At 43.0% G+C, this 22,032-nt stretch carries 18 protein-coding genes; 2 read left to right on the plus strand and 16 right to left on the minus strand.

What is annotated here, in order from left to right; all coding sequences use genetic code 11:
* Window positions 1–89: 89 nt before the first annotated feature.
* Window positions 90–3,089 (plus strand): LysM peptidoglycan-binding domain-containing protein, encoded by a 3,000-nt coding sequence (locus JMW85_RS06350; protein WP_201559799.1) that lies wholly within the window; start codon window positions 90–92, stop codon window positions 3,087–3,089.
* 129 nt (window positions 3,090–3,218) lie between these two features.
* On the opposite strand, the gene JMW85_RS06355 is transcribed toward JMW85_RS06350, so the two are convergent.
* Both JMW85_RS06355 and JMW85_RS06360 read right to left on the minus strand, forming a co-directional pair.
* On the minus strand, window positions 3,219–4,427 hold the full coding sequence (locus JMW85_RS06355) for a transglycosylase SLT domain-containing protein (protein ID WP_201501400.1): 1,209 nt from the start codon (window positions 4,425–4,427) through the stop codon (window positions 3,219–3,221).
* Window positions 4,428–5,481: 1,054 nt separating this feature from the next.
* The gene (locus JMW85_RS06360) at window positions 5,482–6,315 is read right to left on the minus strand and encodes a Nif3-like dinuclear metal center hexameric protein (protein WP_087815627.1); all 834 of its coding nucleotides are present in this window, start codon (window positions 6,313–6,315) and stop codon (window positions 5,482–5,484) included.
* 315 nt (window positions 6,316–6,630) lie between these two features.
* Here JMW85_RS06360 and JMW85_RS06365 point away from each other — a divergent pair, with 315 nt between their 5' ends.
* Window positions 6,631–7,959 carry a S1C family serine protease gene (locus tag JMW85_RS06365; protein ID WP_087815625.1) on the plus strand — a complete coding sequence of 443 codons (1,329 nt, stop codon included), beginning with the start codon at window positions 6,631–6,633 and terminating at the stop codon, window positions 7,957–7,959.
* A 141-nt stretch (window positions 7,960–8,100) separates the two neighbouring features.
* Here the strand turns inward: JMW85_RS06365 and yfaE are convergent, their stop codons facing one another.
* From yfaE to rpoD, 14 genes are all read right to left on the minus strand, one after another.
* Window positions 8,101–8,367, minus strand: coding sequence for a class I ribonucleotide reductase maintenance protein YfaE (yfaE, locus tag JMW85_RS06370; RefSeq protein ID WP_045446158.1), 267 nt, complete (start codon window positions 8,365–8,367; stop codon window positions 8,101–8,103).
* 86 nt (window positions 8,368–8,453) lie between these two features.
* Complete coding sequence (nrdB, locus tag JMW85_RS06375; RefSeq protein WP_045446160.1) at window positions 8,454–9,587, minus strand: class Ia ribonucleoside-diphosphate reductase subunit beta; 1,134 nt, start codon at window positions 9,585–9,587, stop codon at window positions 8,454–8,456.
* Between the two features lie 77 nt (window positions 9,588–9,664).
* Window positions 9,665–10,048 carry a hypothetical protein gene (locus JMW85_RS06380; RefSeq protein WP_087815623.1) on the minus strand — a complete coding sequence of 128 codons (384 nt, stop codon included), beginning with the start codon at window positions 10,046–10,048 and terminating at the stop codon, window positions 9,665–9,667.
* 39 nt (window positions 10,049–10,087) lie between these two features.
* On the minus strand, window positions 10,088–10,375 hold the full coding sequence (locus JMW85_RS06385) for a type II toxin-antitoxin system RelE family toxin (protein WP_201559800.1): 288 nt from the start codon (window positions 10,373–10,375) through the stop codon (window positions 10,088–10,090).
* Window positions 10,365–10,616, minus strand: a complete 252-nt coding sequence (locus tag JMW85_RS06390; RefSeq protein WP_109591377.1) for a type II toxin-antitoxin system Phd/YefM family antitoxin — start codon at window positions 10,614–10,616, stop codon at window positions 10,365–10,367. The genes JMW85_RS06385 and JMW85_RS06390 overlap by 11 nt, the downstream gene beginning before the upstream one ends.
* Before the next feature lie 154 nt (window positions 10,617–10,770).
* Entirely contained in the window at window positions 10,771–11,988 is a 1,218-nt protein-coding gene (locus tag JMW85_RS06395; protein ID WP_201581263.1) for a hypothetical protein, read from the minus strand.
* 11 nt (window positions 11,989–11,999) lie between these two features.
* Window positions 12,000–14,276, minus strand: a complete 2,277-nt coding sequence (gene nrdA, locus JMW85_RS06400) for a class 1a ribonucleoside-diphosphate reductase subunit alpha (RefSeq protein ID WP_087815613.1) — start codon at window positions 14,274–14,276, stop codon at window positions 12,000–12,002.
* A 537-nt stretch (window positions 14,277–14,813) separates the two neighbouring features.
* Window positions 14,814–15,134: a YbeD family protein gene (locus JMW85_RS06405; RefSeq protein ID WP_045446256.1), complete on the minus strand. Its 321-nt coding sequence runs from the start codon at window positions 15,132–15,134 to the stop codon at window positions 14,814–14,816.
* 256 nt (window positions 15,135–15,390) lie between these two features.
* Window positions 15,391–16,089, minus strand: a complete 699-nt coding sequence (locus JMW85_RS06410) for a class I SAM-dependent DNA methyltransferase (protein WP_087815611.1) — start codon at window positions 16,087–16,089, stop codon at window positions 15,391–15,393.
* Window positions 16,090–16,201: 112 nt separating this feature from the next.
* Window positions 16,202–16,849: a thiaminase II gene (gene tenA, locus JMW85_RS06415; RefSeq protein ID WP_087815180.1), complete on the minus strand. Its 648-nt coding sequence runs from the start codon at window positions 16,847–16,849 to the stop codon at window positions 16,202–16,204.
* Window positions 16,850–17,479: 630 nt separating this feature from the next.
* Window positions 17,480–18,406 carry a bestrophin family protein gene (locus JMW85_RS06420; protein WP_087815182.1) on the minus strand — a complete coding sequence of 309 codons (927 nt, stop codon included), beginning with the start codon at window positions 18,404–18,406 and terminating at the stop codon, window positions 17,480–17,482.
* A gap of 178 nt (window positions 18,407–18,584) precedes the next feature.
* Complete coding sequence (gene map, locus JMW85_RS06425; RefSeq protein WP_087815184.1) at window positions 18,585–19,358, minus strand: type I methionyl aminopeptidase; 774 nt, start codon at window positions 19,356–19,358, stop codon at window positions 18,585–18,587.
* Entirely contained in the window at window positions 19,351–19,557 is a 207-nt protein-coding gene (locus JMW85_RS06430; protein ID WP_045446174.1) for a ParD-like family protein, read from the minus strand. Before JMW85_RS06430 ends, map begins: the two co-directional genes overlap by 8 nt.
* A 178-nt stretch (window positions 19,558–19,735) precedes the next feature.
* Complete coding sequence (rpoD, locus tag JMW85_RS06435) at window positions 19,736–21,652, minus strand: RNA polymerase sigma factor RpoD (protein WP_045452235.1); 1,917 nt, start codon at window positions 21,650–21,652, stop codon at window positions 19,736–19,738.
* Window positions 21,653–22,032 lie beyond the last annotated feature (380 nt).

Raw genomic sequence — 22,032 nt, forward strand, 5'->3', positions numbered from 1 at the left:
TATTAGACTGGTCTTTGCTTCACATTGCATACTATACTAGCAAGCAACTTTATCTTATCACTTTCTGTCGTTAGGAAACTTCCAATATCATGTCTACTGTGCTATCAAAATCTCGCTCATTTATTGCGTTGCCATTGACGCTTGCGGTATCAACTTTACTTATCAGTGCTTGTAGCAATACGTCAGCGGTAAAAAAGGGTGCGACCAATAGCTCATCTGTTATTACTAAACGCCCAGCTACTAAAGCGCCTGCAGCAAGCAGCAGTACGGACTATTCAACGGCATATTTAGATGCAGATAGCTTGGATGAGTTAGCCGATTTACTCGAAGCCACTGACATGACTATGGTGGAAGGCAACAAACTTGCTATTCAGCAGTATGGTGATTTATGGAGTCGCTTACGTGCTGGCTATCGTATGAATGGCGGTCAGCCGACTTATAATCAGCGTATCGAAGGGCAAAAAAGCTGGTTTACCAGTCGACAAGACTATTTAAACCGTTTGACTGCACGTGCTAGTCGCTATATCTATCACACCGTACGAGAAGCTGAGCGTCGTAATATCCCGACAGAGCTGGCTTTGTTACCTGTTATTGAGAGCTCTTACGATCCAAGCGGTACCAGTAGTGCGGCAGCAGCAGGCTTATGGCAGTTCATTCCAAGCACGGGTCGTATTTATGGTTTGAATCAAAGCAGTACCTATGATGGTCGCCGTGATGTCATCGAATCAACTCGCGCCGCTTATGACTTTTTGACCGCACTACATAACCAGTTTGGCAGTTGGGAGTTAGCATTGGCTGCTTATAATGCGGGTCCTGGTCGCGTGCAAAAGGCCATTGATGCTAATAGAGCTCAGGGTTTACCGACAGATTATTGGTCTCTGAGATTGCCTACTGAAACGATGAATTACGTGCCGCGTTTCTTGGCGGTAGCGGAAATTGTTGCCAAGCCTGAGCAATATGGTGTCTACTTGCCAGCCATCGCCAACCGTCAGCATTTCCGTAGTGTGCCAGTGAATTATGGCGTGAGCTTGGCTGAAGTTGCGCAAATGACAGGCGTGAGTTACGACGAATTAGAAAGGTTAAATACGGCCTTAACATCAGGGCGTGTTGATTCTTCTGGTCCCCAGCGTATTATTATTCCTAATGATGTGAGTCTTAATACCGATGTTAAATTGAGCTCATTGAGAGGCAATGGTACGGGCAATATACTGGCATCGAGTAATACAAGCACACCAAGTAGCACGACCACGACGCCAAGCTATAATAACAAACCCTATACTGGCTCTTCATTACCATCTACAGGTAGCGCCTTGGCTGATTATGCTGCAAGCGCTAGTGTGCCGCAGCAAACGACCAGTTATATATCACCGTCAGCCACACCGACTAGCAGCTCTGTCTACAGTAATAATGCCTCGGTGCGTACTGAGCCACCATTGAGTACGGCAGAAACCAACAAGATCAATGCTGAGCTAAAAAGCAGTAACAGTCTACCGACCACCTCTGCTCAAATTACACAGAATAATACGATTGTCCAAGAACCACCACTGAGCAAAGAAGAGCGTGATTTTATTGCCAATCAAATTCGCAGTAACACGCCTGAAACCAATGTGATCAATGCTGATGGTAATATTAATTTATCCGCCGTACAGACACAGCAGTCTATTCTAGAAGCCAGTGGCGAAGAGAAAAAGCTTAGCTTTGCAAAAACATCAGTAAGCAAGCCAAAACCCCAAGGTGCACGTACCACTTATACTGTCAAGCGTGGCGATACCTTATCTAATATTGCCAGTCGTGCGGGTGTCAGTTGGCGCGATATCGCTGAATGGAATCAAATAGATGCCAGCTCTAAGCTGCTATCAGGCAGTACCTTATACTTATACAATGCAAAAACCATCGAACCGTTGAGCACAGCTAACAATACCGCGGCAAGTCAACCAGAGAGCTATGTAGTACAGAGTGGCGATACGCTGATTGGTACTGCTAACCGCTTTGGTCTATCGGTGACTCAGTTGGCAACCTACAATAATTTGAGTAGTAGAGCGGATTTACTACGTGGTCAAAAGCTATGGCTGATACCAGGTAAGGTGACTGCGCCAGTGACTACACCTGCCGCTCCCTCGACCAAGCCAAGTAAATCAAGCACCGCTACTAAGAACTATAAGGTAAAAGCGGGCGATGGCTTGATTGCTCTCGCACGTCAGTTCAATGTTTCAACTGATACACTTGCCAGCCTCAATAATATGAGCACTACAAGCTCACTATATGTTGGTCAAACGCTAAAAGTACCTGCAAGTGTTGATTTCGATGCAGCAAACATCTCAAGCTCTAGTAGCCGTAACAGTAGCTCAAGTTCGGTGGCAACCACCAATTACAAAGTAAAATCTGGCGATACTTTGATCGGCATTGCCAATAGCGTAGGTATCAGTCCAGCTGAGCTTGCGGCGGTGAATAGCAACTTTGATGCAAAAGCACGCTTACAACGTGGTCAAACCATCAAAGTACCCGTGTCTAAAGGATTGGTTGATCGTCAGCTAAATGATAAAACTGTCAGTTATAAAGTAAAATCAGGCGATACGTTAACAGGCGTGGCGCAACGTTATAATATTGGTCTTAGTGACTTGGCAACAGCGAACAACCTGAAAACCAACTCTAATTTGATACTCGGTCGTACGATTACGATTCCTGCCAGTGGCAGCGTTGTAGCGACCTCTAGTAGCAATAACCAAAGCAGTAGTTCGGCTAGTAGCACTGCCGCGACTAGCACAGCGAGCAGTGGCAAAAAATTGGGCAACACCGAGAGCTATAAAGTTAAATCTGGTGATGGTTTGATTGCTTTGGCACGTCAATTTGGTGTTTCGATAGACGACTTGGCTGCGACCAACGATCTCGCGACCAATGCCCAATTACAGCGTGGGCAAACGCTTAAAGTACCAAAGCTCACAGTGAGCTACACCGTTGGGTCAGGAGACAGTTTGATTGGCTTAGCACGTAAATATGGCGTCTCTACGCAAGAATTGGCTGAGATGAATAATATCGCGGCGGATACGATGCTACAGCGCGGTCAGCGCCTGACCGTACCTAATCGTTAAGAGTAAGTTGCTTAGTGAAATAATAGCCAAGTAAATACGATTAAGACAGATCATTCTGCATAAAAAAGCTGCTCTTTATAAGAGCAGCTTTTTTTATCTATAAAATTCAATTCTCAAAATATTTATCAACTAGACAGTTTGAGTTTTGATAGTCTCAAGATAACTTCTAATATTGCTAACATAATGCATTGCTTGACCATAACGACTATTGGCAGCTTTATTATCAGCTAAGTACGCATAAACGTTCGCCCAGCTTTTATCATCAATACCTTGATCTCGCAGTTTACGCTGAATACTCTTTACTGCATTTGGTCCCATGTTGTAGCCGGCAAGCGCAAACCAAATACGATCTGTCTTTGGCACATCAGCAAAGTCAGCTTTCATTTGCTCTAAATAACGCGCGCCGCCGCCGATACTTTGGTAGGGATCGACGCGATCTGAGACGCCCATTGCTTTGGCTGTATTATTGGTCAACATCATGAGACCACGCACACCCGTTGGCGATACGGCATTGGCATCAAGGTGTGATTCTTGATAACCCATGGCCACCAATAATTCCCAATCATGATTATAATTGCGTGCTTGCTCTTCAAAAGACGATTGATAATCAGGCAGTTTTTCGGTCAACGTTTTTTGGAAATGATCTTGGCTATAGGCGTCTTTTAGCAAGTTTTGATTGTAAAAGGCAGCAAGTTTTTGTGTGTTTTTCAGCTTAATGCTGTCACATAAAAAGTAACTGGCTTTTTGTGATAATGGGTCATTGGATGAATTGAACGTCCAACTGACTTTTGGATGTAAACCATTCTTTGTTAAGCTGGCGTCATAGCCGCAACTGATGTTGATAGACGATAAGTTAAACTTGCTCTTTAACTGTGTACTGGCCGTTGTTAATGCCATGTCTACCTCGCCCGATCTCAGCGCCTTTAGGGCAGTTTCTTCATTGGCATACGCTTTTAGGTCGATATCAACGCCAAGCTCGTCAGCATAAGTACGCACCAAATCAAAACCAAAGCCATGTTGAAAACCGTCAGTCGCAAAATAAGTGCTGTCACCGGGGACGGCAGCGATAGTTAACGTGCTTTCTAGCATAACGTTATCATAGGCTGGCACTGGCGCACGCATCGTCGTCAGACTCTCAGCAGGTAAAGAGAGAAGGGCGATACTAGAAACTTGCGCAAGCTTTTTGGTTCTAGAAAAACGACTCGATGTCGTCGGGGTAACGGATGAAACGATGTTACTTTTAGTGTTCGGTAGGCGTTTAGATGGACGCAGTAAATAAGAAATACGGCGTCTAGCCCCTTGCGCAGATACTTTCACACGATAAGTAATACGCTGCATGGATGTCTCCTGATTTTAGCCATCCTGCTTACCGTAAAACGCTTATGAATGTATGCTTATAAAGTAGTCATACATCGATGTTGCATTTTAGACAACCACGCACTTCTTAATAAGATAAGTGCGTCGTCATCTTGTTTAATAATAGTGCCGCTAATGAATTTTTATCAGATGTAGCGGTGCAGTTTTTAATTAGCTGGTTATCTACTGGCGTATTCAGTGTATCAGGTAAGAGGGCTAAAAAATCTCTCAAAATATCAATATAAAACATCGATATAAAGTATCAATACAAAATGATGAACGCACAACACCGCGAAGGATATAAATCGGATGATTCCTTCATCGATGCATAGATAGGGCTAAGAATAAAACAACTATATATTAAACATAGGTAAGGTCATGAACTAAGTTATTGAGACAAAACATAAAATGAGCGGGGTGCTTATGCACTCAGCTTTTCTATGCTGATATTAATGACCATGTCCTCTTTAAATCATTTGTAATAGAGTCAACAGTGATTAATTTTTTGTCCAGCAATAAGGGTAAGCAAGTCGCTATTTTCATTACTAATAAAAAAATGATAGAAAATTTACTACCAATCAGCGGTTGCTAACCCAGTATCGCGACACTTAAATCAAGACATACCATGCTGCTGAAAATATATCACGCACAGTGTGTCTATTAGTAAACCGTCCAAAACCTCGCTATCTATATGACCTCAATAGCTATACAACATAGTAAGATTTTAGGCGGTTATACTCATTTAAGTACCATAACCGGAAGCTGTAATAAATGGGAAGCCTCATGACAAGACATTCTTTCTTCGGATATTAATATGCGGATATTCCTTGGATTATTCAAGTGTGGTTAAGAAATTAGCGATAAAACTTAACAATTGGGCTATAGACGGTTAAAAAGGCCATTGTTATTGATACACTATTGAAAATTGCAGCAGCAAAAATTGTGCATACTGGACGACAATACTGATTGTTATTAGCCTTGTTTTCCGAAAATTATTCTAAATTTAGATAGCTATGAGTAGAGTTGAGGACACAGTTTAAGCAGGATTATCAATATCTACAAAGGTCACGGGTATACTAAATGCTTGAGAAACTATGTGACCGAGTGCTTGAATACCGCCGCGTTCTGTCGCGTGATGTCCACAAGCGAAATAATCAATGCCCAGCTCACGGGCAATATGGGTGGTACGTTCTGATATTTCGCCAGAGATAAAGGCGTCACAGCCCATCAATGCAGCTTGCTCGATCATATCCTGTGCGCCGCCCGTACAAATGCCCACGTGTTCGATAATTCTGTTATTATCGATATGAGCGCTTGTACTATTCGGTGCGCTATAATTGGCAGAGATATGCAATGGCAATCGTCCTAGTGTCTGAGTAATGTGAGCAATGAGGCTTTGAGCATTCTGCGGGGTACAAGTGGCGATATTACCCACTGGATGCGACTCACTAGGGTATAAAGCGCCGATAACGGTCATGTTTAATGCGTCAGCCAACTTGGCATTATTACCAATGACAGGATGGGCATCGAGCGGCAGATGATAACCAATCAAAGAGATACCATGCTGCATAAGTTTACGGATACGCTGACCTTTCATACCAGTGATGGGGGCAGGTTCGCCTTTCCAAAAATAACCATGATGCACCATAATGGCGTCTGCATTGTCAGCAATCGCCGCATCAATCAACGCCTCACAAGCCGTCACACCAGTGATGATTCGTTTGATAGGTCGACCCCCATCTACTTGTAAACCATTAGGGGCATAATCTTTAAAAGCATCTGCTAATAAATAGTCATCACAGAATGTGGTCAGCGCTTGAACGGTAATGGCGGTGTTTGAGGGCTCGCTTGAGATATTGTGTGTGGTCATGGTATTCCCTTATAATTGATTCAGTGGGGCAAGCATTTATGGCTAACATGTGGCTTTTGATAATGAGTATTTTAACATGTAGCTACAGTAGGATAGACAATCCTACTCACTGAAATGGTACACGATACGTTACAACTGGGTAGTATTGGCGGTTATAATTTATACATGTAAGCTTGCCGTATAGATAGTGCAAAAAAACAACCATCTAGTGGGCTGTGAACGTTTGATAAATGCCGCTCAATGCATCCTAATATACACCATGCTTCTTACCTTATTTATCTTCGTCTGTTTGTATCAAATTTATAGAGGTTTTATATGTCGTCATCTCGGAACACCAGCAGCAAGGCGTCTGTATTAAAATGGTTACCTTGGGTTTTATTGCTAGTCGTGATTGCCGCATTTATTTGGTTGTTTGCGAGTATGAAGACGGCATCAGAGCAAGCATGGGAGCCGCCCAGAACCACACCTGCTGAGCAGCAAGCGTCAGCACCTGTTTCTGATACACCCGCAGCGATTTCTTCTTATCATAATGCGGTTGCTCGCGCCTCACAATCAGTCGTGAATATCTACACCACGCAAACGATGGCAGAGCATCCTTATATGAATGATCCTGTGTTGCGCCGCTTTTTTGAGTTCCATGGTGCACCGTCAGAAGAGCAGGGCAATACCAATTTAGGCTCTGGGGTGATTGTCTCAGAAGATGGCTATATCGTGACCAATGCCCATGTGATCGAAAAAGCTGATGAAATTACGGTCGCCTTTAATGATGGTCGTAAGAGCCGCGCTAGAATCGTTGGTACAGATCCAGACAGTGATTTGGCAGTGATTAAAGTAGATATGACCGGTTTGGCACCACTTGGTTTCCGTAAAGAACCTATCCGAGTTGGCGATGTCGCATTAGCGATTGGTAATCCTTTCGGTGTCGGTCAAACGGTAACGCAAGGGATTATCTCGGCGACAGGACGTACTGGGCTTGGGGTCAACAAGTTTGAAGACTTTATTCAGACCGATGCAGCGATTAACCCAGGTAATTCGGGCGGCGCACTCGTTGACGCTTTTGGTGAATTAATTGGTATTAATACGGCCATTTACTCACGCTCTGGCGGCTCTATGGGTATCGGTTTTGCTATTCCTACCGCTATCGTTGAGCAAGTGATGAACGCCATTATCAAAGATGGTAAGGTGAGCCGTGGTTGGTTGGGGATTGAGATACAGTCACAGCTACGTGACCCAACGCAGCTTGAAACCTCGACTGGGGTAGAAGTGCTTAATGTCGTTCCTAAGAGTCCTGCTGCTAAGAGTGGTCTGCGTATCGGCGATATTATTTTGACGATTGACGGCGTTGAGATGACGGATGCCAATACCTTGATTCAGTATGTCGCTCGTAAAGCACCGAATACCACGCTGAATGCGCAAATATTACGCCGTGGTAAAAATGCGCAAGTCAAAATACTGTTAGAAGAGCGTCCAGCACAAGAGCCGATGGAACGTCCGGTTGTGATTCTTGATGAAAATGTTGGTGGTATAGAAGATCCAAATCTACAAGGTGAGAGACAAGACGTACCGATGATGTCAGAAGCCGAGCGTGACCGTATGCGTGAAGAGCTGTTGCAGCTGTTTGAAAGAGATGGTGCACCCTTATAAGGTCACTCTTCATCACCTAAAACTTAAGCAAAATAAGCTTAATCAAAATGGCTTGAACAATTTATAGACAGTAAAAAAGCGCGTTATCTTGAAGATAACGCGCTTTTTGTTTCGACTTTTTTAGCACTATTTTGGTTAATATTACTCTATAGTAGGCTCGTGATTAATGTAAATCACCCCCTGCACACGACAACAGCAGGGTAGGATCTCGTCTTCATCAATCATGGCAAGGGGCGCAAACGGATAGTCAATGACGTGTGAGCTGGCGATACGCTTGATGCGGCAACTGCCACAATAGCCTTCCTTACATTGATAATTGATATCATGTCCGGTGCGTAGCAATCCATCAAGCAAGCTTTCGTCATCATGCAAGTAAAATTGCTTTTTACTCGTCATTACCCAAGTCATAGTCTTATCCTGTTTGTTTCCCTATCATTCTGTACTTTCTAAACAATAATCTTTCAAAAACTATTTTTTAAATGAACACATAAGCTCTAAAGTTCAAAATCATCAAAATCACTGTCTGATAAATCTGAATCAATTTGACCAACCAAGTATGAGCTGATTTCCGTCTCTTGCGGGGCAACTTGTACGTTGTCAGATGACAACCATGTGTTAATCCACGGGATTGGGTTTGATTTAGAATTCGGGAATGCGACTGGCAAGCCAACCGCTTCCATACGTAAATTGGTGATGTATTCAATATATTGGCAAAGAATGTCTTTATTGAGACCAATCATTGAGCCGTCTTTGAATAGATAGCCTGCCCATTCTTTTTCTTGCTCAGCCGCTTTACGGAATATCTCGATGCTTTCTTCATAGCACTCTTTGGCAATGTCGACCATCTCAGGATCATCACGACCGATGCGCATGAGGTTAAGAATATGCTGAGTGCCCGTTAAATGTAGCGCCTCATCACGAGCAATCAATTTAATAATCTTGGCATTACCTTCCATTAGCTTACGCTCAGCAAAGGCAAATGAGCAAGCGAATGACACATAAAAGCGAATGGCTTCTAAGACGTTGACTGCCATCAAGCACAAGTAAAGCTGCTTTTTCAGCGATTTTAAATCGACAGTAATTTGCTTACCATTGATCGTGTGCGTGCCTGCACCGTATAGGTTATATAGCGATGAGTTATAATATAAGTCATCGTAGTACTTGGCGATGTCTGCGGCGCGCTCTAGGATATGATCGTTTTGCATGATGTCATCAAAGACGATAGCAGGGTCATTGATAATATTGCGAATGATATGGGTATAGCTGCGCGAGTGAATGGTCTCAGAAAACGTCCACGTCTCAATCCACGTCTCAAGCTCAGGAATCGATACCAATGGCAGTAGTACGACGTTTGGGCTGCGACCTTGGATAGAGTCGAGTAGCGTTTGATACTTTAGGTTACTGATAAAAATATGCTGTTCGTGTGAGGACAAATTGCCATAGTCCATACGATCACGTGATACATCGACTTCTTCTGGACGCCAAAAGAACGACAGTTGCTTTTCAATCAATTGCTCAAAGATAGGGTGCTTTTGTTGGTCGTAACGCGCCACGTTGACCGGATTACCAAAAAACATCGGCTCTGTTAGCGCATTGTTTGGCGTTTGGGAAAAAATCGAATAAGTCATGAGACTGCCTTTATCATTGATATGGTTATTAAGTTATAGGGTTTTGACTAGATTTGGTTTGATTGGATGGGATTGTATTACAAGTGCTCTAAAGATATCTGTTCTGGCGTCTGTCCATCATTCATATACGCTTTAAATATCTCACTTAGCTCACTATCGTCCAAACCTTCCAATTCATCGATCGCACTCTTACGCAGCGCACTCAAGCCATCATCATCTGATAGTTGATGCATTTCTTTCTGTACGTCTTTTTTAGTCGTTCTCTTTATTGGTTTTTTCAATACTTTTGTGGTGACTTTCTTTAATGCTTCTGGTTTTGCTGCTGTGCCTTCGCCTAATTGCTCACGGACGTCTGCGATGTCGACTTCCACTTGTACGATATGCGAGTCACCATCGTTTAGGTCTGAAAATACGTTAGGGATAAACAAACCACCGTCTTTGATGATTGCGGTATATTGCACTCTATGACCTCCGTTATTTTTATTCTGTCTGTGTTTTAATTAGGGGTGGCGTGTCGCAAGCGCATCATATACTTTGTTGTTTTCTCTTTTGCCGACTGCTAATACATAAACCACCACCACATCATCTTTTACGGTATATACCAGACGATAGCCTACGGTGCGTAGTTTGATTTTATAAGTATCGGTACGTCCCGATAGTTTTGACGCAGGCACATGAGGATTTGACAATCGCTGCTGTAACTTTTTCTTAAACTGCTGCTGAATATTTGGCGCTATCTTTTTCCACTCTTTTAATGCCAAAGGATGAAACTCAAGATTATAAGTCATCCAAAGTTACCTTTATCGGTATCTGCCCATCATTCAATCGTGCACTAACGGTTTGGCTTAATGCCATGTCGTCCATCGCTTCCATCATGCGCTCAAAAACGTCTGTTGAGACTAAGTAAGCCACTGGTTTATTGTGGTTTAAAATAGCAATGGACTCGCCGTCTGACTGTTTAATCAGTGCCGACGGGTTAGTCTTTAACTCTGAAATACTCGCTGTCTGTGTCGCAAATATCGGTTGCATGATTCATTCTCCATTAAAATTAAGCTCTAAATATAGGGCTAATTTTAGCACGAAAATTAGGTCTTATTTGTTAATCTATATATTTTGTAGGGTGCGCCTCGCGCACCTTTAAATATAATTTACATATCATCGGTGCGCTGGGCGCACCCTACAACTACTTTGAGCCTTTATTAAATGAACTTAATAATCCTGTCAATTGTTCAAGACCATCAAAAGTTGCTGGCATTTGGTCTTCAGTAGCCACGATAGGAGCAAAAATAACACTCTCGAACCTTTCAAAGCTTTCTTTCATTCCTTCTCTTAGTCCCTTAGTGTCAGAATCGTAGTTATGTATAAACTGACAGAGAGTGAGACGTAAATCTATTTGCAGTATTTGTGATTTGATAGATCTAACGTTAACCAATGATATTTTAAAAAAATAAAGAAGTATGAAAAGGAACAAAACCGTTGAGATAGTAACTATGACAAATATTGGGTTCTCAAAGCTATTAGCACTTAAGTAATAAGCTGACCAGATAGATTTTGAGACTATAAGTAAAACTATTACAGCCATCAGACCATAATATATATAACCTTGACTATTCAATTCTTTTTTCTTCTGTTTTCTAAGTGTTCTGAAGCCATTTGACAAGCCAACAAAGTTATATTCACTTTTTTGGTTGTTTAAGGTTTCCTGTATTTCTCTAATGTCCTGTTTCAATAGAATATTTTTTCTATTTTCTTCCTCAATTAGATCTTGATGTTCATGCAAATTATTAATAGTTTGGATGACTGAACTATCGAGGCGTCGATTCAAATGTCTTGAGAATACTTCTTGTGGAATGATATACCATAAATAACAGAGTTTATTTAAACTATCATATGTCAGTGTATAAGAGTAAGACTGTAAGCTTGTTACTGCCTGCTCAAAAAAAGATCTATGTGTTTCAAAAGTAGTTATCAATGAAGCTTCATATATGTCTGCTAGTAATACTATATATATCGACTCTATGACTTTTCTAACTAAACTAGCTCGAGGTTTCTCTTGCTTAGAAAAATCATACAGATTTTTATTGTCTTCCGCTAAGGCGTTATCATTCGGTGCAACACCTATTTTTTCCCAGTTATGATACTTGAGATCAATACTATCTAAAATAGATAGATTTTTTTTGTTCTTACTATCTAATATACTGAGTACAGCTTTAACTAGGTCATTTGTTTCTGTGCTTAAATCTAAATATTCAGAATGTTTGTGTATCTGGTTTTCAAACTTTCGCTTTAGGTTTTCAAATTGAGGGCTTTTATAAGGAAAGATCATAGTTATCTCGATATTAGTAGATAAATATATGATAACAGCGTACAGCGGATTTAGCTCAAAAGCTAAACCCGCCATCCATCAATAGCCTAAATCTTACATGCACCGCCAGCACAATCATCTTCCATATCCGCTTGGGCATCGTTCGCACCATCACGGGTGTTGTGATAATACAACGTCTTCACGCCAAGCTTATACGCGTTTAGTAAATCCTTAAGCAATATCTTCATTGGTACACGACCGCCTTCATAACGAACGGGATCGTAGTTGGTATTGGCAGAGATACTTTGATCGACGAATTTCTGCATGACAGCGACCAGCCGTAGGTAACCGTCATTGTTTGGCATTTGCCATAGTAGCTCATACTGATTTTTTAGCTTATCAATCTCAGGCACGACTTGCTTTAGGATGCCGTCCTTTGACGCTTTGATAGACACCAAACCACGTGGTGGCTCGATACCGTTGGTCGCGTTGGCGATCTGACTAGAGGTCTCAGACGGCATCAAGGCGGTTAGGGTAGAGTTGCGCAGACCGTGAGTGGTGATTTCAGTACGTAGGGTTTCCCAATCGAGATGTAGCGGCTCTTGGCAGATTTTATCCAAATCTTTTTTGTACGTATCAATCGGCAAGATACCTTGCGAGTACGTCGTCTCATTGAACGCAGGGCAAGCGCCTTGCTCTTTTGCCAATTTGTTTGACGCTTTCAAGAGATAAAATTGCAACGCTTCAAATGTTTGATGGGTGAGACCCAATGCTGAGTCGTCTGAATAGCGCACGCCATTCTTAGCAAGGTAATACGCATAGTTAATAACGCCCACACCGAGTGTACGACGACGCATGCTGCCATTTTGAGCCGCTTTAACTGGATAGTCTTGATAATCAAGCAGGGCATCAAGCGCACGGACGATTAGCTCAGCTGGTTCTTCGATGTCGCTGACGTTGTCGACTTTACCCAAGTTGACCGCTGATAGCGTACAAAGCGCGATTTCGCCTTCTTCGTCATTGATATTATCAAGTGGCTTGGTCGGTAGGGCAATTTCCATACATAGGTTTGACTGACGAATCGGCGCAACCGTTGGGTCAAATGGGCTATGCGTATTGCAATGATCGACGTTTTGGATGTAGATACGACCCGTGCTCGCACGTTCTTGCATCATTAGGCTGAACAAATCAGCGGCTGGGATTTGACGGCTACGAATGCTTGGGTCATTTTCGTACTTGGTGTATAGCTCTTCGAATTTGTCTTGATCTTCAAAGAACGCATCATACAAGCCCGGCGTGTCACCTGGTGAGAATAGCGAGATGTCTTGACCTTTGATGAGGCGCGTGTACATCGTTTTATTTAGCTGTACGCCGTAATCCATATGACGCACACGGTTGTCTTCCACGCCGCGGTTGTTTTTAAGTACCAATAATGACTCAACTTCTAAATGCCACAATGGGTAAAACAACGTCGCTGCACCGCCACGGACGCCGCCTTGTGAGCAGCATTTAACAGCTGTCTGAAACAGTTTATAGAATGGGATACAACCGGTATGCTGTGCTTCGCCGCCACGAATAGGGCTACCAAGGGCGCGGATGCGACCCGCGTTGATGCCGATACCAGCACGCTGTGACACATAGCGTACGATGGCGCTGGTGGTCGCGTTGATAGAATCTAGGCTATCACCACATTCGATCAATACGCATGAGCTAAACTGACGCGATGGGGTACGCACTCCTGCCATAATAGGTGTTGGTAGCGAGATTTTGAATTGCGACGTCGCATCGTAAAAACGCTTTACGTAGTCCAAACGATCTGATTTGTCATAACGGCTAAACAAACACATACCAACCAGCATGTACAAGAACTGCGGGCTTTCAAAGACGGTCTTGTTGACACGGTCTTGGACGAGGTATTTACCTGCCATTTGCTCAACAGCGGCATAAGCAAGGTTCATATCGCGCCAGTGATCAAGATATGCTTCTAATTCATCAAACTCAGCACGGCTATAATCAGCTAGGATATGCTGATCGTATTTACCAGCGTCGGTCAGTTTTTTGACATGATCATAAAGGTGCGGCGGGGTGAATTTATTGTAAGCAATTTTACGCAGATGGAAAATCGCCAAACGCGCAGCCAAATACTGATAATCAGGCGTATCTTCAGAGATAAGATCTGCTGCTGACTTGATGATGGTCTCGTGAATATCGCGAGTCTTGATACCTTCATAAAACTGAATGTGCGACTTTAGCTCAACTTGCGACACAGACACATTATCCAAATTGTGAGCTGCCCACTCGATTACCTTATGAATTTTATCCAAATCAATAAGCTCTAATCGTCCGTCACGTTTGGTCACTTTGATTTTGTCGATGTGTGTCATGTTGCCCTCTTAAGTTGATAACTTGGTAATTATTTATAATGTTGCTTATAGTGATGCTGCACAGTCAGTAAACGGCAGGCATTCTTTATAATGCTACGATGCTTGCGCCGCGATAGGTGTTTTTTTAGGCAAAAATCTACCGCTACTCATAGTGACAATTAAATTCACTGAGTACTACATATAGCGTGTTTGTTAGTAGGTAGGCACAATATAGCGGGAAAATTTTGAAAATACTATATTGATTTTAGCATCAAACTATGTTGCTGTGAGGTTGTGCTGTGTCCGAATTTTAGCAAAGGACGATGGGGTAAGGGTTAGACGCGATTGACTCAAATAATAAGTTTTTTGTAAAAATCGTAGGATCATTTGCTTTTCATTCGCGAGTAAATGACCCACCAATAAGGGGATATAGAACAATAATCATGAGGGCGCAGATTGTACAGCAAACCACAAAAAATCGCCACCCGTATGTGATTAATAGCGAGTGACGATTTCGACGGAAAAGCAGCTGGCTTTTTTTAAACGACAATTATCTGTTTATACGACCAAACGGACTGTTTTGGCAGCGTCGAGTGAGGCATACAGTACATTGACCTGATCGGCTGCTGTAAGATATAGATTGACCCGTGCTGAATGGAAGCGACCCGTTTTAGACGGTTTCACTTCTATCGAGGCCAAATCGAAATCAGGGAACTGACTGCCCAAAATAAGCTTCACTTCATTGAGTAAGTTCTCACGCTCGCCTTCATGACCAATGATGCTAAGTGGATAGTTCATTGGAAAGTCCCAGAGCTCAGGATTTTGAATATCCGTCCTTTTGCCTGTGATCACACCTTGATTGGGCGTTAGGTTGGTCATTTTTACTGATTTTTCATTTGCTGGTGCTTGGTTGTTGTTTTGATTGGTGCTGTCTTTTGGATCGTCAGTCATGATGTGTGCCTCGCTTTATTAAATGTTAGCTATTAGCATAAGAGCTTTATTCACCATTTATAGTGGCACTAAACTTATAATTCAAGTGCTAAAATGGCAATGACAGTATGCTATGGATCACTGTGTTCTGTCATAAATTTTGCTCAGTCATCCATGATAATCAAATGTTAATACACATATCAGCTCATTTTTTATAAGCACAAACAGCGACATAATCCCCACGGTCATAGCCTTCGATGACTTCTTGCACCTTGTCATTGGCATACATAGGATGGGTCAGTAAGGTCTGCGCATACTCAAAATCGACGAAACCATTGGCTTGCATCAGCGCGATTTTTTCATCAGAGGTGCGCCAATTTGCTGATTTAACCAGCTCAATAGGATAGGGATCAGCAGGAGAGATATGCGCAAGTAGCGGATGCTCCCAAGTATTTAATGAGCTGGCCAAATTATATAAGCTGGCAAAACCGCTTTCTTTTGGCACATCGATAACAATCAATTTGCCGCCGGTTTTTAAGGCATCAAATGCCTTTTTAATACAGATATCCAAATCGTTGATGTAGCTGACACTGCCGTTAAACATGATGATATCAAACTTATTTGGCTCAATATCGCAAGTCTCGGCAGGACTAATATCCACTTGTAAGCCGCGCTTTTTAGCGATTTCAGCCATGTCTTTAGAAGGCTCAATGCCGTGCCTGATATGGATATCATAATCCTGCGCCAATAGTGACTCAAACAGTCCACTACCGCAGCCGATAGACAATATCTCACTATCCTTATCTAAGAAATGCGCGACCAGCTTTAGCTCACTGGTCAGTAAGTTTTGGTTGTCAAAAAACCAGCTGTCATACGCGCTTGCATGTTCATCAAATGCTGCCATGATGTTTCTCCTTGAGTGTGTCCATTATTATGTTTAGGGTTAAGTTAAATTTTATTTATAATAAATATGGTATATAAAAGTATTTGCCATAAAGCTAGCACTTTGCATAGGGCTAGGACAGATCAAGCGCTTGTTGCCAAAAATTCACTTCCATACGTGAAGCAGTATTAAATAACTGTTGGAATTTGTCTGCCTGAGCGGGGTTAGCCTGTGCTAGTAGCGTATTAATCTGCGCTTCATTCTGCGCGGTAATCGCTTGAAATTCGTCACTGGCAAAGACATCAATCCATGGCTGGTAAGGATTGTCCGCGACAAAACCTTGTTCTTTAATGCGTTTGCCAATTTCGCCATAGCCCATCAAACAAGGAGCAATTGCCGCATAAAGCTCAGCTAATGAGCCTGACATGGCAGCGTCCAATAGGTAGCGGCTATAGGCAATAGTCACGGCAGATTCAGAAGCGCTTTCTACTTCTTTAAGTGGGATGTCCCACTCATGACATAAATCGAGATACATGCCAATTTCCATATCTAGCATGGCATTGATGCCTGCTTGACCGACTCGCATTTGTGCCAGCGTATCACTCCTATACACGCTCAACGCCATCACACGGGTATAGTGAATAAGATATAAATAGTCTTGCACAAGATAGTGACGAAAGCTGTCAGGGGCGAGCGTACCTGCTGTTAGCTGTTTGACAAAATCATGCTGAATGTAGTCATCCCATGTGGGGCAATGGTGGCGTAATGTTTGGTAGTTCATAGTGTTCACTTACTGTTATAAAATGCGAGTAAGCAAAGAGTAGGAGGTGATCAGTGAGCAGGCACAAAAAAACCTTACCAGATTATATGAATAAACTGGCAAGGCTTGCTTAGCAATGTATGCTTAAGAGGTGTGCTATAAAATGTCACGCTTGTTTCCTACGTCAGTGCTAACTGCATCAGGTTCGCGGGTAACTCTCAGCCATGATTTTGAATTGTAGTTAAAGCATCAAAAATCAAAGCACCCCGACAAGGTTTATTTTTCAGAAATAAATATAAAGTTTATATAAGTTTAAACTGCTCGTACTTAAGCAATCGGCTCTATGGTAGACGAATTCAGTTATCATTAGCAAGTGATGCGCAAAAAACCATGAATAAAGGTTGTCTTACAAGCGTAAATAGGCAAGTTTTTACCTTTTATTAAGCTGATCAAGTACCACGAGAATGGTGAAAGAAATCACTATTTTCAAATGTATTTTTTATTCATAAACGCTCTACGATTGCCTATATTATTTAGCTACCCGACGGTAGGATATTAAAAAATATCTTATAAATTAAGGCAACATGTTTATGGGACACTGTCTCATTTAGCATTGATTAATTTATGCTTTATAATCATTCAGCTAAGAGGCTATGGCAAATAGCCATTGATAGGAGTGATCTCAGGCGGAATATCTGCCTCTTCTAGTGCTTCTCGCAGATTAATCTCGATAGTACGCGACAATGCAGTCAGGGGTAGTTTGTTGGCGGCTAAGCCGAAAGGCTCTTCTAGCTCTTCACTGAGGGCATCCAAACCAAAAAAGGTATAAGCGATCACGGCACAAATCAGTGGGGTCACCCAACCGAGCGAGGCCACCAAGCCAAAAGGCAACATGATGCAATACAGATAGGTCGTGCGATGGACCAGCAGCATATAAGCAAACGGCAGCGGTGTATTATGAATGCGCTCGCAGGCCGCCAATACAATGGTCATAGACGTCAGGCGCTCGTCCATGTTCTGTATGACTTGCTCTGACACCAGTCCTTGACGCCGAATGTCGCCGAGCTGCTTACCCATGAGGCGCATGATGTAATCAGGTAGGTTGCGCGCTTGGCGCATACTATCATGGTGTTTCGATGCGACAAAAGGCTCGACATCATGCCAAGGTGACGAGCCGCGCAGGCGATGGCGCACAGCATGCGCAAAAGCAATGGTCAGGTAAACCATCGTTCGCCCAGTCTCGTGCCCATTCTCGGTATCAGTATCTATAAAAGAAAGCACTTGACGGGTTAAGCTACGCGCATCATATACCAACTGACCCCAAAGCCCTCGAGCTTCCCACCAGCGTTGATAACTGGCATTGTTGCGAAATCCAAGAAATAGCGACAACGCGATTCCTAGCAAGGTAAAAGGAGCCATACCATAATAAGGAAAAGAGTCAGGAAGCCAGTGCTGAATAATTGTTATAAGTGTGCTGAGAAGCGCGATCAGCAAAATTTGCGGATAAATTTTTGGAATGACAGAGCCGTGCAGGGTAAAAAGTATCTTGAGGGCGTTTGGGGTTTGCCGGACAATCATGTCGGTTTCCTATCGATGGCATGTATAAAAAAGCGATGACAGAGGTATCAATCAGCGTATACTCAAATCATCGCGACCTATCATATCAGTAGTTACCAATATGGCAATAATAAGATGATACTTAAATACTCAAATCACTTTTGTATTGCGCAGCAGCAAGGGGAACGGTAAGCACGCTTTAAAGGGTCTCTTCTTCACGCAGCGTCAGCACTTCATAACCATCGGCAGTCACCGCGATGGTATGCTCCCATTGGGCAGAAAGCTTTTTGTCTGCAGTCACCACCGTCCAGCCGTCTTTTTTCATTTTTACTTTGGCTTTGCCTTGATTAATCATTGGCTCAATAGTAAAGGTCATGCCTTGTTCTAGAACCAAGCCTGCACCAGCGCGACCATAATGTAAAACTTCAGGCTGTTCGTGCATTTCGCGACCGATACCATGCCCGCAGTATTCTCTAACGACAGAGTAACCGTGCTGTTCGGCATGGCTTTGAATGGCATGCCCAACATCGCCGAGCGTTGCGCCCGGCTTGACCACACGGATACCTGCCCACATGGCCTCATAAGTGTTATCGACGAGGCGTTTTGTTAAGGGCATCACATCGCCAATCATATACATTTTGCTAGAATCGGCAATAAAGCTGCCTTTTTCTAAAGTAATGTCTACATTGATGATGTCGCCTGATTTTAGGACTTGATTGCTTGAGGGTACACCATGACAAACCACTTGATTGACAGAAGTATTGAGCACGTATTGGTAGCCGTATTGACCTTTGCTGGCAGGTCGCGCCTGCAAAACATCCACAATATAGCGCTCGACTAAATCATTGACAGTCATTGTGGAGATGCCAGCGACCATGTGCGTATCTAGGTAAGCAAAAACCGATGCCAATAAGCGTCCAGACTCGCGCATGATGGCCAATTCTTCAGGTGTTTTTAGCGCGATTTTAGCCATCGATAAGATTTCCTATATTAACATCTGCTCGTTTTAACTGCTCGCTGATGATATCGGTATAAGATGCGTGAGGATTGGCCTCGGCCAACATACCTATCTTTATCCAATACTCTGCCTGCGCGTTAATCGAACGTACCATTACCGCACTGGCTTTACGAAGCTCTTCGTGTAGCGCATCATCAATCTTAACAATACCCATTATTTTACCTAGTATATGAAATGTATACGAATCATATATATTGTATAGTGCCATTGCAAGCTCGTTCTTGTATTCCTTGATGAAGACATGTAGTTATAGCACTCGAGCCATCAAATCGATGACCCAAAAAAGCCGAGATAAACTCGGCTTTTTTATTGGTGCTTAGTTTGCTTTATGATTAATCATTCTCTAAGAACGAACGCAGATGCTCAGAGCGTGACGGATGACGCAATTTACGCAGTGCTTTTGCCTCAATCTGACGAATACGCTCACGTGTTACGTCAAACTGCTTACCTACTTCTTCCAAGGTATGGTCAGTTGGCATGTCGATACCAAAGCGCATTTTTAGTACGCGTGCTTCACGCTCAGTCAGATTGCCCAATACATCACGAGTCGCTTCACGCAGACCAGCTGCGGTCGCATCATCAACAGGGCTTGAGATAGTACCATCTTCGATGAAATCACCTAGATGTGAGTCTTCATCATCACCGATTGGCGTTTCCATAGAGATAGGCTCTTTGGCGATTTTCAGTACTTTACGGACTTTAACTTCGTCCATCTCTAAGCGTTCACCTAACTCCTCAGGCGTTGGCTCGCGTCCCATTTCTTGTAGCAACTGACGTGAGACACGGTTTATTTTATTAATCGTCTCGATCATGTGTACAGGAATACGAATGGTACGCGCTTGGTCAGCGATAGAGCGGGTAATTGCCTGACGAATCCACCATGTTGCATAGGTCGAGAACTTATAACCACGGCGGTATTCAAATTTATCAACCGCTTTCATCAGACCGATGTTACCTTCTTGGATTAGATCCAAGAACTGTAAACCACGGTTGGTATATTTCTTCGCGATAGAAATAACCAAACGCAGGTTAGCTTCGACCATTTCTTTTTTGGCGCGGCGAGCTTTTGCTTCACCGACTGCCATACGGCGTGCCACGTCTTTCATATCGTGGATTTTCATGTCGAGCTGTTGCTCGTAGTCACGAATGCGACGTTGCAATAAAATAACATCATCAGTGACTTTTTCTAGCGTACCAGCAAACGCAGGCTTACCTTTAATACGTTCAATCAACCAATCAACATTGGTCTCGTTGCTAGGGAAAGTCTTACGGAATTCTTCGCGCGGCATACGACCACGGCGAATGACCAAACGCATGATTTGACGCTCTTGCTTACGCACGTCGTCATAGACGTCATGCATGATAGCCATCACTTGGTCTGACAAGCGATTGTTCAGCTTTAGCATCATAAAGCGTTCGGCAAGTAGAGCATAAGCAGTATCTGCTTCTGTGCTACCACGGCCATAATCTAGCAAGGCTTGCTTGGCTTTAATAAATAAGTGTTCGATTTCTTCTAGACGCAGACGTACTTCTTCAGGATCGATACCGCTGGTTTCTTCTTCAGCTTCCTCTTCAACGTCGTCTTCATCCTCGTCCTCATCATCAAGCGCCGCTGCTTTGGCTTTTGCTTTGATCACAGGTGGATTTTCTTTTTCTTCTTTGATGCGTTCACGTTCTTCTTTTGCTGCCTCTTTTGCTTCTTGGGCAGCGATTTTGTCTGCTTCGGTCTCAGGATCTAAAAAGCCAGTAATGACGTCAGAAAGCTTTTTTTCGCCATCTTGTACTTTTTGATACTCATCAAGGACGAACTGTACGGTACCCGGCCAGTAAGACATCGCATGCTGTACGTCACGAATACCTTCTTCGATACGCTTGGCAATGGCGATCTCACCTTCACGGGTCAATAGATCAACCGTACCCATTTCACGCATATACATACGCACAGGGTCAGTGGTGCGGCCCGGCTCAGTCTCAACAGAGGCCAATACCGCCGCTGCCTCATCCGCTGCCATGTCATCATCGCTTGAATCGTCGTTCATCAAGATGTCATCGGCATCAGGCGCAGATTCAAAGATTTTGATACCAACGTCGGTCAGCATTTGCACAATATCTTCGATCTGATCGCTTTCGGTAATAGAGTCGGGCAGTTGGTCATTCACCTCAGCATAGGTGAGATACCCTTGCTCTTTACCCATTTGGATTAAGGTGGCCAGTTGAGATGTGGACTTAGAAACTGACTTATCGTTCATAAATACTCGCTTACTTGCATCGGACATTTTTATATTGTGACGCGCTATCGCTCGCTCAGTGCGTTGATATAATCAATCGATTCATCAAAATATGGCGTAGAGGTTGTCAATAATATCAAAAATGAGTTGATATGAATAAAGGCTCAAAATACTACAATTACAATGCTAAAAAACTGCTAGAAATTAGTAACGCTAAAAAGTCTTCAAGATAACATTATCTAAAAAATAATATATAAAAATAACGGTCCCTAAAAACGGATACTTCAAAATAATATCTAAAATTTGTGCTTAAGGAGGCGGATTTATCGCCATCTATTAAATCGGGCTATAAATAGTTAGCGACACAGTTTAACACACACCAGCGTAATCAAGCACGAGGT

This window comes from Psychrobacter glacincola, assembly GCF_904846075.1.
Taxonomy (GTDB): domain Bacteria; phylum Pseudomonadota; class Gammaproteobacteria; order Pseudomonadales; family Moraxellaceae; genus Psychrobacter; species Psychrobacter glacincola_C.

Bases quoted from the DNA above. Each gene is read 5' to 3' on its own strand.
- rpoD (WP_045452235.1), bottom strand. From the start codon at position 21,652: ATGAACGATAAGTCAGTTTCTAAGTCCACATCTCAACTGGCCACCTTA.
- JMW85_RS06360 (WP_087815627.1), bottom strand. From the start codon at position 6,315: ATGACCACACACAATATCTCAAGCGAGCCCTCAAACACCGCCATTACC.
- JMW85_RS06350 (WP_201559799.1), top strand. From the start codon at position 90: ATGTCTACTGTGCTATCAAAATCTCGCTCATTTATTGCGTTGCCATTG.
- JMW85_RS06420 (WP_087815182.1), bottom strand. From the start codon at position 18,406: ATGATTGTCCGGCAAACCCCAAACGCCCTCAAGATACTTTTTACCCTG.
- JMW85_RS06355 (WP_201501400.1), bottom strand. From the start codon at position 4,427: ATGCAGCGTATTACTTATCGTGTGAAAGTATCTGCGCAAGGGGCTAGA.
- nrdB (WP_045446160.1), bottom strand. From the start codon at position 9,587: ATGACTTATTCGATTTTTTCCCAAACGCCAAACAATGCGCTAACAGAG.
- JMW85_RS06390 (WP_109591377.1), bottom strand. From the start codon at position 10,616: ATGCAACCGATATTTGCGACACAGACAGCGAGTATTTCAGAGTTAAAG.
- yfaE (WP_045446158.1), bottom strand. From the start codon at position 8,367: ATGACTTGGGTAATGACGAGTAAAAAGCAATTTTACTTGCATGATGAC.
- JMW85_RS06385 (WP_201559800.1), bottom strand. From the start codon at position 10,375: ATGACTTATAATCTTGAGTTTCATCCTTTGGCATTAAAAGAGTGGAAA.
- tenA (WP_087815180.1), bottom strand. From the start codon at position 16,849: ATGAACTACCAAACATTACGCCACCATTGCCCCACATGGGATGACTAC.
- JMW85_RS06430 (WP_045446174.1), bottom strand. From the start codon at position 19,557: ATGGGTATTGTTAAGATTGATGATGCGCTACACGAAGAGCTTCGTAAA.
- nrdA (WP_087815613.1), bottom strand. From the start codon at position 14,276: ATGACACACATCGACAAAATCAAAGTGACCAAACGTGACGGACGATTA.
- JMW85_RS06365 (WP_087815625.1), top strand. From the start codon at position 6,631: ATGTCGTCATCTCGGAACACCAGCAGCAAGGCGTCTGTATTAAAATGG.
- map (WP_087815184.1), bottom strand. From the start codon at position 19,358: ATGGCTAAAATCGCGCTAAAAACACCTGAAGAATTGGCCATCATGCGC.
- JMW85_RS06410 (WP_087815611.1), bottom strand. From the start codon at position 16,089: ATGGCAGCATTTGATGAACATGCAAGCGCGTATGACAGCTGGTTTTTT.
- JMW85_RS06405 (WP_045446256.1), bottom strand. From the start codon at position 15,134: ATGACCAACCTAACGCCCAATCAAGGTGTGATCACAGGCAAAAGGACG.
- JMW85_RS06395 (WP_201581263.1), bottom strand. From the start codon at position 11,988: ATGGCGGGTTTAGCTTTTGAGCTAAATCCGCTGTACGCTGTTATCATA.